This is a genomic window from Sediminispirochaeta bajacaliforniensis DSM 16054 (assembly GCF_000378205.1).
Classification (GTDB): domain Bacteria; phylum Spirochaetota; class Spirochaetia; order DSM-16054; family Sediminispirochaetaceae; genus Sediminispirochaeta; species Sediminispirochaeta bajacaliforniensis.
Window position 1 is genome coordinate 110,445 of sequence record NZ_KB899412.1, and the last position, 15,076, is coordinate 125,520.

The 15,076-nt window shown below is 47.8% G+C and carries 13 protein-coding genes and 1 tRNA gene; 12 read left to right on the forward strand and 2 right to left on the reverse strand.

Going from position 1 to position 15,076, the window contains the following annotated elements; all coding sequences use genetic code 11:
- Positions 1-15: 15 nt before the first annotated feature.
- Positions 16-510 (forward strand): GerMN domain-containing protein, encoded by a 495-nt coding sequence (locus F459_RS0108300; RefSeq protein WP_020612271.1) that lies wholly within the window; start codon positions 16-18, stop codon positions 508-510.
- An 86-nt stretch (positions 511-596) separates the two neighbouring features.
- Entirely contained in the window at positions 597-1,613 is a 1,017-nt protein-coding gene (locus F459_RS0108305) for a flagellar filament outer layer protein FlaA (protein WP_020612272.1), read from the forward strand.
- 449 nt (positions 1,614-2,062) lie between these two features.
- Here the strand turns inward: F459_RS0108305 and F459_RS0108315 are convergent, their stop codons facing one another.
- A complete protein-coding gene (locus tag F459_RS0108315) occupies positions 2,063-2,944 on the reverse strand; it encodes a hypothetical protein (RefSeq protein ID WP_020612274.1) in 882 nt (293 codons plus the stop codon).
- The gene (locus tag F459_RS0108320; RefSeq protein WP_020612275.1) at positions 2,944-4,128 is read right to left on the reverse strand and encodes a hypothetical protein; all 1,185 of its coding nucleotides are present in this window, start codon (positions 4,126-4,128) and stop codon (positions 2,944-2,946) included. The genes F459_RS0108315 and F459_RS0108320 overlap by 1 nt, the downstream gene beginning before the upstream one ends.
- A 143-nt stretch (positions 4,129-4,271) precedes the next feature.
- On the opposite strand from F459_RS0108320, the gene F459_RS0108325 reads away from it, so the two are divergent.
- From F459_RS0108325 to F459_RS0108370, 10 genes are all read left to right on the forward strand, one after another.
- A complete protein-coding gene (locus tag F459_RS0108325) occupies positions 4,272-6,635 on the forward strand; it encodes a chemotaxis protein CheA (RefSeq protein ID WP_020612276.1) in 2,364 nt (787 codons plus the stop codon).
- A gap of 22 nt (positions 6,636-6,657) precedes the next feature.
- Positions 6,658-7,995, forward strand: coding sequence for a CheR family methyltransferase (locus tag F459_RS0108330; RefSeq protein ID WP_020612277.1), 1,338 nt, complete (start codon positions 6,658-6,660; stop codon positions 7,993-7,995).
- Positions 7,996-8,008: 13 nt separating this feature from the next.
- Positions 8,009-8,473 (forward strand): chemotaxis protein CheX, encoded by a 465-nt coding sequence (locus tag F459_RS0108335; protein ID WP_013255482.1) that lies wholly within the window; start codon positions 8,009-8,011, stop codon positions 8,471-8,473.
- A 14-nt stretch (positions 8,474-8,487) separates the two neighbouring features.
- Complete coding sequence (locus tag F459_RS0108340) at positions 8,488-8,922, forward strand: response regulator (protein ID WP_020612278.1); 435 nt, start codon at positions 8,488-8,490, stop codon at positions 8,920-8,922.
- 23 nt (positions 8,923-8,945) lie between these two features.
- A tRNA-Val gene (locus F459_RS0108345) sits at positions 8,946-9,019 on the forward strand.
- 84 nt (positions 9,020-9,103) lie between these two features.
- A complete protein-coding gene (locus tag F459_RS0108350) occupies positions 9,104-10,390 on the forward strand; it encodes an HD domain-containing phosphohydrolase (RefSeq protein WP_020612279.1) in 1,287 nt (428 codons plus the stop codon).
- Complete coding sequence (locus F459_RS0108355) at positions 10,365-10,760, forward strand: STAS domain-containing protein (RefSeq protein WP_020612280.1); 396 nt, start codon at positions 10,365-10,367, stop codon at positions 10,758-10,760. Before F459_RS0108350 ends, F459_RS0108355 begins: the two co-directional genes overlap by 26 nt.
- 101 nt (positions 10,761-10,861) lie before the next feature.
- Entirely contained in the window at positions 10,862-12,100 is a 1,239-nt protein-coding gene (locus F459_RS0108360) for a methyl-accepting chemotaxis protein (protein ID WP_020612281.1), read from the forward strand.
- 16 nt (positions 12,101-12,116) lie between these two features.
- Positions 12,117-12,485, forward strand: coding sequence for a response regulator (locus F459_RS0108365; RefSeq protein ID WP_020612282.1), 369 nt, complete (start codon positions 12,117-12,119; stop codon positions 12,483-12,485).
- A 6-nt stretch (positions 12,486-12,491) separates the two neighbouring features.
- Positions 12,492-15,065, forward strand: coding sequence for a chemotaxis protein CheA (locus F459_RS0108370; protein WP_020612283.1), 2,574 nt, complete (start codon positions 12,492-12,494; stop codon positions 15,063-15,065).
- The last annotated feature ends 11 nt before the right edge of the window (positions 15,066-15,076 follow it).

The window sequence follows — 15,076 nt, forward strand, 5'->3', positions numbered from 1 at the left end:
GGCGGAGTTCTATTTGTGGTTAAACACGTAGCGAAACAGTATCGAATCCCGGTAATTGTTCCTTGGATGTCGTTGCTCTTACTGGCCCTTTTTCTTCTTTCTCTGACTCTTTTCCTGGTTCAGGGAAGGGAGATCAGGAGAAAAGTGTTTTTCTTTCCTCAGTATAAAGCGAGCATGGTTGCCGGTGAGAGCAGAAACCTTCCAGTGAGGGATGACCTCGAAGGAAATATCGAGCTTTTGGTAGATGAGATTCTTCTGGGACCGATTGTGGTGACCAACGAACGACTTTTCCCCGAGGGAACGAAACTTCGGACGGTCATGGTGAGAGATAAGACCGTTTATATCGATTTGAGTATCGAGGCGGTGCTGGATACGAAAAATAGCGAGTTAAGCTTTCAGGAAGCTCTCGGTGTACTCCGAAAGACCGTCAAGTTCAATTATCCCTCTGTTGAAAAGATCATCATCACTATTGACGGTGAAACGCCAAGACTCTCGCCTTCGAAAGGGTGAAAAACCAGAAAAATCGTTGACAAACCTAAACCGTTCCGTATAATTTTAGTTGGAAACGGTAACTTGTTTATAAAAAGGAGCACTGGATGAAACGATTCGGAATTCTTCTCGGCATCATGCTTTTGGCAGTGAGTTTCTCACTTTATGCGGAAGAATCGGTTCTCATCGATTTTTCTACTTTGACAGCCGATCTTGAAGATGGCAACAATGAAGCAACAATAGTTGATTTTTCCGGTAAAGCGGGTGTCGGTTATACCGATGAGGAAAAGCAGTTGATGAAGACTTCTCTTGCTATTGAGAAGTGGGATGTCAACCTGGCCTCTTCTTCCCAGACTGTAACGAACGAAAAGCTTTCCTATACAAAGGAAGCCCCAGTCAGTGAACAGGCAAGCAAGTTTGCCGGTGAAACGGTAATGGGTGTTCGTATTCATTTTCCAGAAGAGCCGTTCAACTCGTATGCGGTTATTAAACCCCCCTTTGAGATTCCCGGTTACATGCGGAAGACCCAGCTTCAGGCCGACGGAACCTTGGTCGAGGATGAGACAGATCGTGAGGGAAGCAAGTTTGACGGCTATGGTGTCGTAAAGAACGTCGGAGCCATCAAAAGTATTGCCGTCGATGTGTACGGAAGCAACTTTCCTAATGGTCTCGGTATTATTCTCAAGGATGAGAGGGGTGAAGAGAGGACGATGTTCCTTGATTACATGGATTTTAATGGTTGGCGGACCCTCGGTTGGGTAAACCCCAATTATATCTCCGATGTGCGGAACAGAGAACTTCACAAATACCCACTGTATCCCAGAACAACTCCTATGCGCAGGCTTGTCGGGTTTATCGTCTATAAGGATGCGGCTCAGGAGGGCGGTGATATCATTACCTATATCAAAGATGCGAAGGTTACCTATGACTTGGCAGTCATTCCGGGTACCGGAGATATCGATAATGAAGCCTTGTGGGGTATTCTTGATTCGAGAGAATCCTCAAGAAGAACCGCAGAATGGCGTCGTCTCGGAGAGATTCAGGTGTTGAGAGCTCTCGAGGCACGGAAGATTCATCAGGATTCCAGTGAGTCTGCGGCTCCTGCTGCTACAACAAATCCGTAAGTAGCGGGAAATATATAGAAGAGAAGGTTTGTTTTGACATCCTTTTCTGTTGGATTGTTACATTAGCTTTGTAAAGCGGTATAGCCGAGTCGTTATACCGCTTTTTTTATTGGTATTGGATAGTTACAAGTTTACAACGGCGGGATTAAACGCGATCGGGGCTCTAATGAGCTTCCGGGAAAAAAGCCTATTCAATGGTTTTGATGTATTTCAGGTCGAAAGCTGCTATCACACGCTTTTCATGACTTGGATAAAGACCCTTGCTGCACCGGTAAGAGCTCTTTCTTTTGAATAATAGGCAACTACTACTTTGCACGGTATCGGTCTGGTTTTTGATGTTTAAGGCGAAAAGCATGGCCGTTCCAGTAATAGCGTTATTAAGTTTTTTTGTAAGTATGCCGGAGGCAATGTGGGTGATGCGTGTGAAAAATTTCGGTTCCTTAATGTTCTTAAAAGCTCCAGGTTGCTCCAAGGGCGGCGCGAAAAAGATATGCCTCCGGTAATCCGTCGGGAAGGGTGAGGTCTTCATCTTCTTCGCTTCCGAAAGAATAGACACTGCTTTCGAGCTCCGCAAGAAGGGTGAGCGCGTCGTTTGCCCTGAACGTAAACTTTGTACCGAGGACGATGCTGTTCAGGACGTTTTCCGTACTGCTTGATGCCGATGTATCGGCGTAATTTCTGGTTAGCTGCTGATAGGCAAAGTTTAGTAAAACGCCATAGGGTACGTTTTTCTGGAAGATATCAACCTTGAAGGAGTATTCTTTAAACGAGTCCGTAATTTCGAGTGTGGAACTTTTGCGAACGGCAAATTCCTTTGTGATAAGGTTGAAGGAACAAATCGCATTTGGAATATAATAGCCCAGAGAAATTGCGCTGTATTCCTGAGAATAGTCGCCATCTTCCGAAAATCGTGCACCAATGGTGCTGTCCGATCGGAGAGATGCGTACAAAATTCCCGGAAGCTGGGCCTTTACTTCGGTAGAGATCCCCGGTTGCAGGATCTTTCCCGTTGTATTAAACGTTCCGAAAAAAGGGCCGACACCAAGAGTTATATAGTCCTGATTGTATTGAAATCTGGTAATGGTTGTGTATCTGAGGACCGGATCATAGACGAGTCCGGCATCCAGGGACAATGCATCGTTGATCTTTTGCGTCGCATACAAGGATGCCCCGTAAAAAAACGAACTGCCGGAGATTGAGCTCTGGGTTGTTTTTGCCATCTTGTCGAAGGAAAGATTTCCCGAATGCAATAATCCCGTCAGCTCAAGGGCCTGAAGGGAAAAGGTGATCGATACCAAAAGTATAAGGGTGACACTAAATCGTCGAAACATCAGAAAGCCGCCTTGATATAGATGATTCCTTCCACAAGAGTCTCGAGATGAAAGGGCAAAAGGTTTACATCACAAGCAAAATTCCAGGAAATTCCCGGAGATCCAAGCGAGATGTAGGGAGAGGTAACGATTTCAAATTGGTCCTCATCGGTCGATTGATAGTCCGTATTTACGATGAAACTTGTCTCCAGGCCGCCTGAGATTGTCGATTGTAAAGGATCTCCAAAGAGGAAATTGATATGAATGTCGGCCGATTCACCCTCAGTTGTTTCGCTCTGGAGATAATAATCAGGCTGCCAGAAAAGCGTAAGAATGACGGTAAGCGGATCAATATGGATTCTCGGCTCGAAAAGGAAATAGAAATCTCCTATCTCAAAGGCCTCACCTGCCGTCCATTTCGGAATACCGATCTCAGCCAGAAACTCTCCGGTCGTACCGGGATTATAGTAGAAAAGGAACCCTGCCCGGTATATGCCGGAGCTCTTCTGAGGGAAGCTTGTTCCGAGAAAGGTTTCGAATTTGATGGTTTCCAGATTGAAGGCTGTCCAGGCGTCTGCAGAATAGATACCCGTTCCAAGATAACCGTCCTGATAAAAGTAGAAATCGGTTTGATTTCGGTCCGTTCCCCAGGAGCTTCCTATGCGAAGTCCCGTTCCATTGACAGTGTGAATCCCGTCAAAGCCGCTTTCAAAGTATCTGTTTCCCTTATAGCGGGTTGTAATATCGGCGCTTCCGAATCGCGTCATGAAAACATCCCCGGAAGCGAAGCTGTCCGATTCCCCGACAAAAAAGGTCAGATCGTTATTACTGCTGCCGAACAGTTCACGGTAGGTCAATTCTGCGCCCTGGAACCGAAGATAGGTATTGTTATCGAGGTAGTTTGCCAGGGCGTTTACATCTGTCTGGGTGTCGCTTCCTTCAACGACATCGGATGCATCCTGATCAAGGTATCCGAGATCTTCGGAGAAGAAACCCAGTGAAAGGCTTCCCCCAAACTTGTAGCCTCCCGAAATGGCTATTTTCGTCTCCGCCGTTGTTACCAGATCAACCCGATTTGTATCTTGATTCCAGTTTCCTGTGGTAAGCAAATCAAGTTTGGGCACCGTCAGATCGGCCGCGTAAAGGGAAATGGCGGGAATCAGAAGAATACACAGCGTGAAAATCCTGGGGCGGATGATTCTCATGAAAATACTCCTCTTCTACCTGTCTCTTCTTTAGTAGTGTATATCACAGAAAATAAAAAAGAAAGGTTAATCTCTCCACTATTACGTATCGTCCGAAATTGTCACTTGACTTAAACCCTGTTCTATATAAACATTAATGCAAGATGAGCGACTACTTAGATCCAAATAACGAAGAACTCCTGAAAGATTTCTTTATGGAAGCAAATCTTCAGGTCGATACCCTCGAACAGAACATCCTTGTTTTGGAGAATGATCCGGGAAATCGTGATTCGGTTGATGAGATATTCAGGGCGGCACATACGCTCAAGGGTGGATCAGCAACCGTTCAGATGACCGAGCTCGCCGAATTTACCCATGTTGTGGAAGATGTTCTCGATGGTATCAGAAGTGATGAGGTAAGCGTCGATACCGGAGTGGTGGATACGCTTCTCGAATCAATCGATATCATAAAGGCAATGCTCGCGGCGAGAGCTGATAGTTCGGTCTATGATGAGCCGGTGGGTGATATCAAGGAGCGTCTGGAGTCCCTCCTCCCTGGAAATGGCGGTAAGGCTCCTGCCAAAAAGAAGGCCGCGCCTCCTCCGAAGGCCGTAGTGCAGCCTTCTAAGGTGGACTCCGATAGTGAGGGGCTTTCCGAGTACGATATCCTGGAATTACAGGAAGCTGCGGAGCTGCAGGAAAATGTATATGAGGTCGTCGTTCATTTTAACCCCGATCATCCGATGAATACCGTCGGGGGGGTGCAGATTTTTGCTGCATTGAAAGGTCTCGGTACCGTTCTTAAGACCATCCCCGAATTCGAAGAATTATATGAGGATGAGTTTTATCCCGAGGTGCGCTACTATCTTGCGACCGAAGAATCGCGGGATACTGTTTTGAAACATACCGAGGTCGCCGATGTTGTCGTCGATTCTCAGGTGATTCCGCTTGAGGAGCTTACTTCCGCCATTCCGAAACAGAAAATGGAGGAACATCTTCTTTCGCCGTCGGATGCCGATAAGGGGCCTGAGAAAGAGCGTGAGGTCGATGCGGCCGAGGGAGAAGATCTTCAGCCTGAAAAGAGTGAAGAGGCCGAGCCTCGATCGAAGAAGCGTGAACAGGAGATACGGAAGCAATCTGCCGGTTCTGTCCTTCGTGTGGATTCCCGGCGGATCGATAATTTGTTGAATCTTGTCAGTGAGACGGTTATTACCAAGGCCACCTTTAATCAGATCAGCGTGCAGTTCGGGGAGGCTCAGCTTTCCCTTTCCAATATTGAAAAGCAGTACCGCGAAACCCTAAAAGAGCTTTTTGATTCTTTGCCGGACTACCTGGAAGAGATTCAATCGGGTACGGCGGTAAAACAGATCAAAGCGGAGCTTCTCGACCGTTTCGGTCATCTTTATTCCCTTCTCGATCCGCTGGAAGGTTCCCTGAAGAGCAGTGTAGCCAAATTCAGGAGTACGGCCCAGAACCTTTCCCGTACGACCAGTGAGCTCCAGGAAGGGGTTATGCAGATCCGGATGGTCCCCATCAGCCAGATCTTTAACCGTTTCCCTCGGCTGGTTCGGGATGTCTCCCGTGAGCTTTCGAAGAAGGTCAAGCTCGAAATCGAGGGAGAAGATACGGAGCTTGACAAGTCGGTAATCGAGGACCTGCTTGATCCTCTTATCCACTGTGTCCGCAATTCTGTGGATCATGGAGTGGAAACCCCGGAAGAGAGGGAGCGTGCGGGGAAAGAGAAAGAGGGGCTTGTTAGGCTCAAGGCAAGCAATGAAGGGAATATGATCATCATCGAGATCATCGACGATGGTAAGGGGATTGATGTCGACGCCGTTCGAGGCAAGGCCATTGAGCGGGGGTTGATCCACCCGAATAAGAAGCTTTCCGATATTGAGGCTTTCAACTTGATTTTCGAACCTGGTTTCTCTACGGCAAAGAAGGTAACCAATATCTCCGGCCGCGGTGTGGGCCTTGATGTGGTGCGGAAACAGATCGAAAAGCTGAACGGAAACGTCAGCGTCTGGTCCGAGCACGGCAAGGGGAGTAAAATTACCATTAAAATCCCGCTGACCCTCGCCATTATTCAGGGACTTTTGATCCGTGTCGGCAGCGAAGTCTACGCCATACCTATTACCTCGGTTATCGATAGTCACCGCATCAAACCTAAAGAGATTCGTATGATTGATAATTACGAGGTTTTTAATGTCCGGGATGATGTGGTAAGTCTTATCCGCCTTAACCGCCTTTTCGGAATCCCCACGCGAGAGGATCAGGACCATCATTTTGTGGTTATTGTGGGAACCGGAGATAAAAAGATGGGGTTAGTGGTCGATTCGCTGATCGGAGAAGAGGATGTGGTTATCAAACCGCTTCGTGATAAATATACCAACGCCCCGGGTATTGCCGGTGCTACCATTCTGGGAGACGGAACCGTCGCCCTGATTATTGATGTTAGCCAGTTGCTTGATCTCGGAATGCGTCAGGAGCTTGAGAACCGTCGCCGAAGGTCCGCCACCATCGGATGAGTGAAAAAAGAGGGGAGTTGGGATGAGTACCATTCGACAAAATATTAAAGAGGAAGAGGCCTCGCGCATCGAGAATATTGATTTCAAGATGGTCACATTTTCTCTTGCCGGTAAAGAATACGGTATCGATATCATGAAGGTGAAGGAGATTTCGAAGGCAAACCGTTTCACCTTCGTACCTAACTCGGCATCTTATGTCCGCGGTGTCTACAATCTTCGTGGTGATATTATTTCGGTAATAGACTTGCGGGTTATGTTTAATCTGCCAGCTCCGAAGGTTGCCGAGGGGGTCATGGAGGATATGATTATCCTTCGTTTGGACGAGATGTTGATTGGTGTTATTGTCGATTCCATCGACAAGGTCGTCGGCATCAACTCGGAGACTATACAGCCCCCGCACCCTATTTTCGGTGATATCAATATCAAGTTCATCAAGGGAGTCGTTGAAAACGATGATCGGCTCTATCTTATTCTTGATGTCGAGAGGATCCTTGGACAAAAAGGGGAAGATCCTTCTCGCGGGCCCCGACCGCTTGCCGCCGTTGCGCCGGTGGAAGAAGAGGCCTATCCGGAAGATAAAAAACTTGATGCCGAGCCTGTAACTTCCGAAGCAAAAGTCGATTTTTCTTTTGTCGTCGAAACCTTGAATACATTTCGGCATTTTGTTGTTTCGCCTCTCAATATTGCCTGGACCGAGCACCGTTTTGAGCAGTGGAAACAAGAAAGAGGGGCAGCGGTTGAGGCAGTACAGCTTCAGAATGCGGAAGATGCGGATACTTTTCTTTTGCCTTTCTATTCCGATGCTTCAGGCCATTTCTTTCCTGCATCGCTTAAAGACTCATATGCTGCCCTTTTCCGCGGCCTGAAAACCGATCGTGGGCAGATTGCGGTCTGGAATCCGGGTTGTGGGAGAGGCTATGAAACCTATTCGCTTGCTGCGATTCTCAAAGAGTTGTTTACCGATAAAGCCGTGAAGATTTGGGCCCATGATAAGGATCTCCTATCGATATCGACGGCTCCGAATTTAATTTTCCAAAAAGAACATGTACCCAATTACCTGCTTCCCTATGTTGTGGAGGGTAAAAATGGTCTCAGCGTTGGACCGGAATTGAAGGATCTTATTCTTTTTGAATACCATGATATTTTGCATGGTAATCCGTTTCCTGAGGTCGATTTGATCGTTGCTCGTGACCTTGGTTCTTTTTTTAGCAGACAGGATCAGGACAAATTAATACGAATTTTCACGGAAAAGATGAGAACAGGCGGATTACTTGTTCTTGGTAAAAATGAGGTAATATCAGATCCCGGATGGGAAACTGTTGAGCAGGCCGGGCTGACTGCTTACCGTAAAAAAAGATAGAAAGGAGCAGCCGATGAGAGTCGAGTATATTAATCCCTTTGTCGAGTCCGCTTTCAATGTATTGAAAGAGGTCGTTGGGTCTAATGTTGAGAGAGGAGAGCTTTTCCTGAAATCCAGTTCTCAGCCGGTACTTGGTGTTGCAGCTATAGTCGGGCTTGCCGGAGATGTGGAAGGCCGGGTTCTTTTCGATATGACCAAAGACACGGCTTTGGGAGTCGCTTCCGCAATGAATGGAGAATCGCTTACTTCCCTTGACGAGCTTGTGAAAGCCACAATTACGGAATTGGCCAACATGATAACGGCCCAGGCGGTAACAAAACTTCATGAACTTGGTTTTAAGTTTGATTTGACACCGCCTGCTCTTATTACGGGAGAAAATATGGAAGTAACCGATACCGAGGTTGAAGCCCTCATTGTTCCCGTTCAGCTTGAGCAGGGAAAGATTGAGATCAATGTTGCGATCCGTGAACGAGCATAGGAGGATGCGGTCCAATGAAAACAAAAATGGATTTTCCCAGCATAAATGAGCGCAAACCTGATGGAGTAAAGCCCGATGGAACCCCCTACCGTGTGTTGATTGTCGATGATTCAATGTTTGTCAGTAAACAGATTTCGCAGATTCTTACCTCGGAAGGTTTTGAAATTGCCGGAACTGCTTCCGATGGGGAAGAGGGGCTTGAAAAATACAAAGAGCTTTATCCGAACATCGATCTTGTTACCATGGATATTACCATGCCGAAGATGGATGGGGTTACCGCTTTGGAAAAGATTATCGAATTCGACAAAGAAGCACGGGTCATTATGATTAGTGCTCTTGGTAAGCAGGATCTGGTAAAGAAGGCGCTCATGCTTGGTGCCAAGAACTATATTGTGAAACCCCTTGATCGGGCAAAAGTTCTTGAAAGGGTATTGATGAGCCTCCAGTAATATGGTATATTCCTGCCAGCTGAGGGCGGCTAGCTCAGTTGGTTAGAGCGCATGCTCGACACGCATGAGGTCACAGGTTCAACTCCTGTGTCGCCCATTTTTGTTATCCCACCGTGGTTCGGTGGGATTTTTTTTCACTTTTCTTTCTTGCTGCTCTCGTGTAGACTTGAGAGAGGTCATTATGGAAGAACGCTTTACCATTATTGCGATAGATGATGAAGAAAATATTCTTAAGGCTCTGAAACGCCTTTTTCGCAACCTCTCCATGGTGGAATGTATAACCACGACCGATCCCTACGAGGCCGAAGAGATTTTAAAAAAACAACCTGTCGATCTCATTATCTGTGACGAACGTATGCCTAAGGTCTCCGGTCATGCTTTTCTTGCTTTTGTAAAGGAACGTTATCCATTTACGGTCAGGATTATTATTACCGGCTATTCAGATCCGGAGGTGCTCACTTCGGCAATAAATAGGGGAGAGGTATACCGATTTATCCAGAAACCCTGGGACGATGAGGAGCTGCTTGTTATTGTGCGCAGGGCTCTTGAACACGGGAAGCTTTTGCGTGACCATAACCGCCTGGAAGAAGAACTAAAGAGAAAGAATCATGAACTTGAACAAATGAACAACAAACTTGAGGCCTTGGTCCAACGGCGGACTTCCGAACTCCAGAAAACACTTGAACTCCTAAAAGACTCCAGGGACCGGGCTGTCGGTGGCTTTCGAAAGTCTGCAAATCTTCTGAGCAGCATGATCCACCTGTTTCAGCGGGATATTGGCAACCATGCCCGTCGTGTGGCTCTTTTGTGTGAGCAGATGATCCCTTTGATGCAGCTTCAGGGGGAGGATGCCCGCAATTTGATGATGGCTGCCTATTTTCATGAGATCGGCAAGGTGGGACGGCAGGATACCGGAGACGAGCCGGTGGCTCAGGAACATTATGCCGAGATCGGGGAGAACCTGATTTCACAAGGCATGGGGATGAAGGATATCGGGACGATCATTCGGCACCATCGCGAACATTTCGACGGATCGGGGCAGCCCGACGGCCTTGCAGGTGAGGCTATCCCTTTGGCTTCAAGAATTCTCAAGGTTTTGGCCGAATATGATTGGATGATACACAGGGACGGGAAGAGTGTGCAGGACGCTCTTGCCTTCTTACTCCAACATAGTGAACAACTATACGACCCCTTGGTTGTCACACGTTTTCACCAATTGCTTAGGGAGAGCGGTGAAACAAACAGTTCCAGTGTCCCCCTGAAAGATCTGAAGCCGGGAATGGAGTTGATGAGTGACATCTTTCTTAAAGACGGTGTTCTTTTTCTTCCCGGCAAGACTGTGATAACTGCGGAAATCCTTGAGCGCATAGATCGGTTTCGCGACCTGATAGAGGAGCGTAAAGGATATTACATTAGACCCGAACATGAAGGAAGCGACACACATGCAGGAGAACAAAAAAAACCTTGAAACAATTGATCATGAGTTTACCTCTTCTCAAAACCGAGCGGTCCTTGAATCTTCTGTAAGCGAGATTCGACCACAGGCGGTTATCGCTCACATTTCAGGGGCACTTGACGGAGAGAATTCCACCCTTTTCCTAGGGGCGGCAAAGAAACTTATCGATGTATGCCTTGAAGAAGGACGTGAAGAATTGGTTATTGATCTGCACAGACTTACCTATGCATCTTCTGCCGGGATCGGCATCATGATGTCGATTTTGACAATGGCACGGGCGTCAGGTGTGGTGCTTCTCCTTGCAAATCCCACCGAAAAGGTTAGCTCAGTTATGAACCTCCTGGGGTTTGAGTCATTCTTTTCCATCATTTCCCTTGAATAGAAAAAGCCTTCCACTTGCTTGCAATTGCAACCTTAGTAGTCAATAATAAGTATACGATGTCAGGCAACGGTGCATGTAAAAATCATAGATTCGGCGCTTGTATGCGACTCCTCCTCGGGATAGTTGTCCTTACTCTTGTGCCGCTTTTTGTGGATAGCTTCTGGGCCCCCTACCTCCCGGTGCTCGGTTCTGCTCTTGCAGTGCTTCTGGTGTTTGTCGGAGAACGAAAAAAGGCGGATGCCAAATCTTTGCCAAGTGATGAGACGGAGGGAGAAACAGGGTCTGCCATTACGGTCGAGACCGTTGAAGAGCTCCTTGCTGAGGAGCACGGGACTGAAGAGCTTGAAAGGCGACTGCTTGATCTTGAGGAGCAATTACGTGCGTATAAGGCCGCCCTTTCGGAATTTGTCTCTGCCGTTCCCATGGAAAAACGCCTTGCCGATGTCATCGTTGAAATGACCGAGGCATCAACCCTCGAGCTTACCGAACAGGTATATGCGCTGGCTGAAAAAAGCAACCTTCTCGGAAAACAGATTCGAGAGCAATTGGAAAGCCTCACCTCTGGTGAATCCAGTTTGATGGAAGAAATTCGAACGCTGAGAAACAGCGTATCGGAAACAAAACTTGTTGTCGAACGTTTTCATGAAATACAGGACCGACAGCAATCCGATATGGATGTCGTCTCTTCCGCAGTGGAATCGGTAGGAGGATATATAGCGACCATATCGGAATTGGCCGAACAAACGGGAATCCTCGCGATAAATGCATCAATCGAAGCGGCCCGGGCCGGAGGGGTCGGTAAAGGGTTTGCCGTTATTGCAGGAGAAGTCCACAAACTGGCGGATGCTTCTCGGGACGTTGCCCAATCGATCGGATCAACCTTGGAGCTTGCCGATGAAAAGGTTAAAGAATCCTTCGAACAGCAGCGTGAACGGATAGAAGGGGCTATTGCCCGCCTTGAGCGAGGGCAGCGGGAACAAGAACGCAGGGCTGATATTCTTTCTCCCCATATCGAACGCTTGAGGAAAGGTGTTGAAGCAACAACTTCGACAAGTAGCTCGGTACAGGAGGGTTTGGATCGGATTTCAGCCAGTCTGCAGAGCCAGGATAGTGTACGGCAGATTCTCGAGCACATGATTGAATTCTTTCAGGAGCTTCGCCATGATGCTCCCGTCGGGATCGAAGATGCCGGTTCCTCGATGCAAAAAGCGCTGGAAGATCGTCTTTCAAAACGCTTTACCACAAGAGCCGAGTGGAACGCCTTTGGGCTGCATCTTGACGAATCGTTTCAGGATAGTGAAAAAAAGGAAGAGGAAGGGGATATTACTCTCTTTTCTTGAGGGAAGGATGGCTGGCATGGAAAAGAAAACGGTACTCTGCGTTGATGATTCTCCGACTATTCGAAAGTTGGTACACAAAGCCCTTGAGCCCGAAGGCTACGAGGTTGTGGATGCCGCGAACGGAAAAGAGGCTCTTGATATATCTGATGGTCGACATATCGATTTTTTCCTTGTTGATGTTAATATGCCTGTTATGGACGGATTCCAGTTTGCTGAAAGTTTGAAAAAAAGAGATAGCGGAGCTACCGTTCCCGTGGTGTTTCTTACAACGGAAAGCGGAAGTGATAAAAAACAACGGGGAAAAGAGTTGGGCGTTCGTGGTTGGATCGTCAAACCTTTTGAGGCAACTTCACTTGTGAAGTTGGTTTCCATGTTGACCGGTTGATTTACTATGCGTCGTTTAGATGATCTTATTAAACAGCTAGAAGGCTTCTCTGAAGGTGATTTGGTAACGGCCTTGGAGGCAAAAGAGGCCGCTCAGACTTTGGAGATTGAGGAACGTGAACATGAGGGGCCCTCTGCATCGTTGTTCCATGAGATTGCCGAGGTAATGAATCGTATTCTCTTGGGGCAGGAAGGCAAAGGGGAGACGCTTATTGCTTCCTATCTTTCCCGTGTCAGGGAGCTGGAGGAGGCGCCTCCGGTAGGCGAGGCTGAAGAAGCCGTTTCGGGAGAAGACGGAATTGTTATCGACGACCCTGACATCCTTTTTTCCTTTCTCCAGGAAGCCAGGGAGCATCTGGATACCATCGAGGAAGATATCCTTACCCTTGAGAGGGAATGGAGCGAAGATCTCGTTCATGCCATCTTTCGATCGATGCATACCATCAAGGGGGTTTCCGGCTTTATCGGTTTGAAAAAGATAAAGCAACTAAGTCACCGCCTGGAAAATCTTCTGGACGAGCTTCGTGTCGGGACAATTACCGTTGATTCTGATTGTATCGATATATTACTCCAAGGCAGCGACCGTCTTAATGGCCTTATTGGAAGCCTTGAGATCCAGGCTGCCGGTTTCCATTCCGACAAGGGCGGGACCGTTTACGAAAGTGGTGCCGATATTGACGATATCATCGATAAACTTGATGCAATTTTGAAAACGAATAGCCATTCCGGTGCTACCGCCTCTCAGACGACGGCTCCCCCTCCTGAAAAAGAGCAGAAGATAGTAGAGCACAAGGCTCCTGTATATGATCCCTATGCCGACGGACTGATTACTCCGGAGATGGTGCAGAAATTTGTAGAAGAATCTTCCGATTTACTCGATACAGCGGAAAATGCCGCTCTTTCGCTGGAACGGGGTAACGAGACGAAGGCCAATATCGAAGAAGCCTTTCGCGTCATTCACACTATCAAAGGGAATGCCGGTTTTTTCTGGTTCGGCACCGTTGAGGGCATGTGTATGGCCATCGAGGGGGTTCTTGACGCCTTGCGTAAGGGGGATCGAAAGGTCGATTCGAAGGTTGTTAACCTGCTCCTTGAGGGGATCGACAATCTTCGAACCAGCCTGAAGCAGATCCAGAGTGGCGATTTGAAGCCCGGCGTAGATACTGAGCATCATATCATTGCCGAAAAGGCAATGAACAGTAAAAACGCCGGAGACTATCAACCGCTGGGGGATCTTTTAGTCGAGATGGGGGTTGCCTCCCGAGAGTCGGTAGATGAAGCGCTTGAACTTCAGCAGATGCGACTGGGTGAAATTCTTGTAAAGCAGGGAAAGGCAGAACCACAGGCGGTTGAGAAGGCGCTGGAAAGCCAGGGAAAGCCTGCAGGAAAGAATGATCAGTTTGCCAACTACCGCCTCAAGCGGAAGGACATTCGGGTTGATACCGAACGTCTTGATACCCTCTTTGATTTGATGGGGGAGCTGATTACCGCCGAGGCCATGGTGCTTAATAGTCCCGATCTGGAGGAGTTTGATCATCCTAATTTTGATCGATCTGCAGCCTATCTTTCAAAGATAAGCCGTGAGCTGCAGGAAATTACCATGACGATCAGGATGATCCCGATGGATGGTTTGTTCAATAAAATGCGGCGACTGGTTCGGGATCTTTCAAAGAAGTTTAATAAAGAGATTTCTTTGGTAGTCAGCGGCGAAGAGACCGAGATGGACCGCAATGTAATGGAAGAGATCTCAGATCCTTTGGTTCATATTATTCGAAATGCCATTGATCACGGGGTTGAGGACCCCGAGAGTCGGAAGAAGGCCGGAAAGGCCGAAGATGGGACCATCGAACTGCGGGCCCGCTATGAGGGAAACGAGATATGGGTCACCATTGCCGATGACGGCGGCGGGCTTAATAAAAAGCGGATTCTCGAGCGGGCAGTGGAACGAGGCCTTGTACAAGAGGATCAGGTGCTTTCCGACAAGGAAGTGTTCCAGTTGATTTTCGAACCTGGGTTCTCCACTGCCGAACAGGTATCGGAGATATCCGGCCGGGGTGTCGGCATGGATGTTGTCAAGAAGAATCTGGAGAAACTTCGAGGCAAAATCGATATCGAGAGCCAGGAAGGGAAAGGTACTACCTTTACCCTAAAAATTCCTCTTACGCTGGCGATTATCGATGCAATTAATTTTACCGTCGGGCGGCAGCTCTATGCCATCCCCATCACCGATGTCATTCAGTTTCATAAGGCGGTCGGTTCTGAATTGACCGAAACGGAAGAGCGTCGTCAGATTATTACCTTACGCGGGCAGGTACTCCCTCTGATAAAAATGAAAGAGTTCTTTGCCGTAACAGAGGGCAAAGAGGAAGCTGAAGAGGGAATTGTTATTGTGGTCCGCTCCGGCAATCATACGGCGGCCCTGCTTGCGGATGAAATCGTGGGATATCGCCAAATGGTTATCAAAGCTCTCCCTTCCTATCTTGGAAATTTGCGGGCCGTTTCCGGATGTAGCATAATGAGTGATGGAAAGGTAAGTCTTATTGTTGATACCGGGGCATTACTCGGCACTACACTTCAATAGCCGGAGCGGAT

Coding starts and splice junctions, on each gene's coding strand:
- F459_RS0108305 (WP_020612272.1), top strand. CDS start 597: ATGAAACGATTCGGAATTCTTCTCGGCATCATGCTTTTGGCAGTGAGT.
- F459_RS0108315 (WP_020612274.1), bottom strand. CDS start 2,944: ATGTTTCGACGATTTAGTGTCACCCTTATACTTTTGGTATCGATCACC.
- F459_RS0108320 (WP_020612275.1), bottom strand. CDS start 4,128: ATGAGAATCATCCGCCCCAGGATTTTCACGCTGTGTATTCTTCTGATT.
- F459_RS0108325 (WP_020612276.1), top strand. CDS start 4,272: ATGAGCGACTACTTAGATCCAAATAACGAAGAACTCCTGAAAGATTTC.
- F459_RS0108330 (WP_020612277.1), top strand. CDS start 6,658: ATGAGTACCATTCGACAAAATATTAAAGAGGAAGAGGCCTCGCGCATC.
- F459_RS0108335 (WP_013255482.1), top strand. CDS start 8,009: ATGAGAGTCGAGTATATTAATCCCTTTGTCGAGTCCGCTTTCAATGTA.
- F459_RS0108340 (WP_020612278.1), top strand. CDS start 8,488: ATGAAAACAAAAATGGATTTTCCCAGCATAAATGAGCGCAAACCTGAT.
- F459_RS0108350 (WP_020612279.1), top strand. CDS start 9,104: ATGGAAGAACGCTTTACCATTATTGCGATAGATGATGAAGAAAATATT.
- F459_RS0108355 (WP_020612280.1), top strand. CDS start 10,365: ATGCAGGAGAACAAAAAAAACCTTGAAACAATTGATCATGAGTTTACC.
- F459_RS0108360 (WP_020612281.1), top strand. CDS start 10,862: ATGCGACTCCTCCTCGGGATAGTTGTCCTTACTCTTGTGCCGCTTTTT.
- F459_RS0108365 (WP_020612282.1), top strand. CDS start 12,117: ATGGAAAAGAAAACGGTACTCTGCGTTGATGATTCTCCGACTATTCGA.
- F459_RS0108370 (WP_020612283.1), top strand. CDS start 12,492: ATGCGTCGTTTAGATGATCTTATTAAACAGCTAGAAGGCTTCTCTGAA.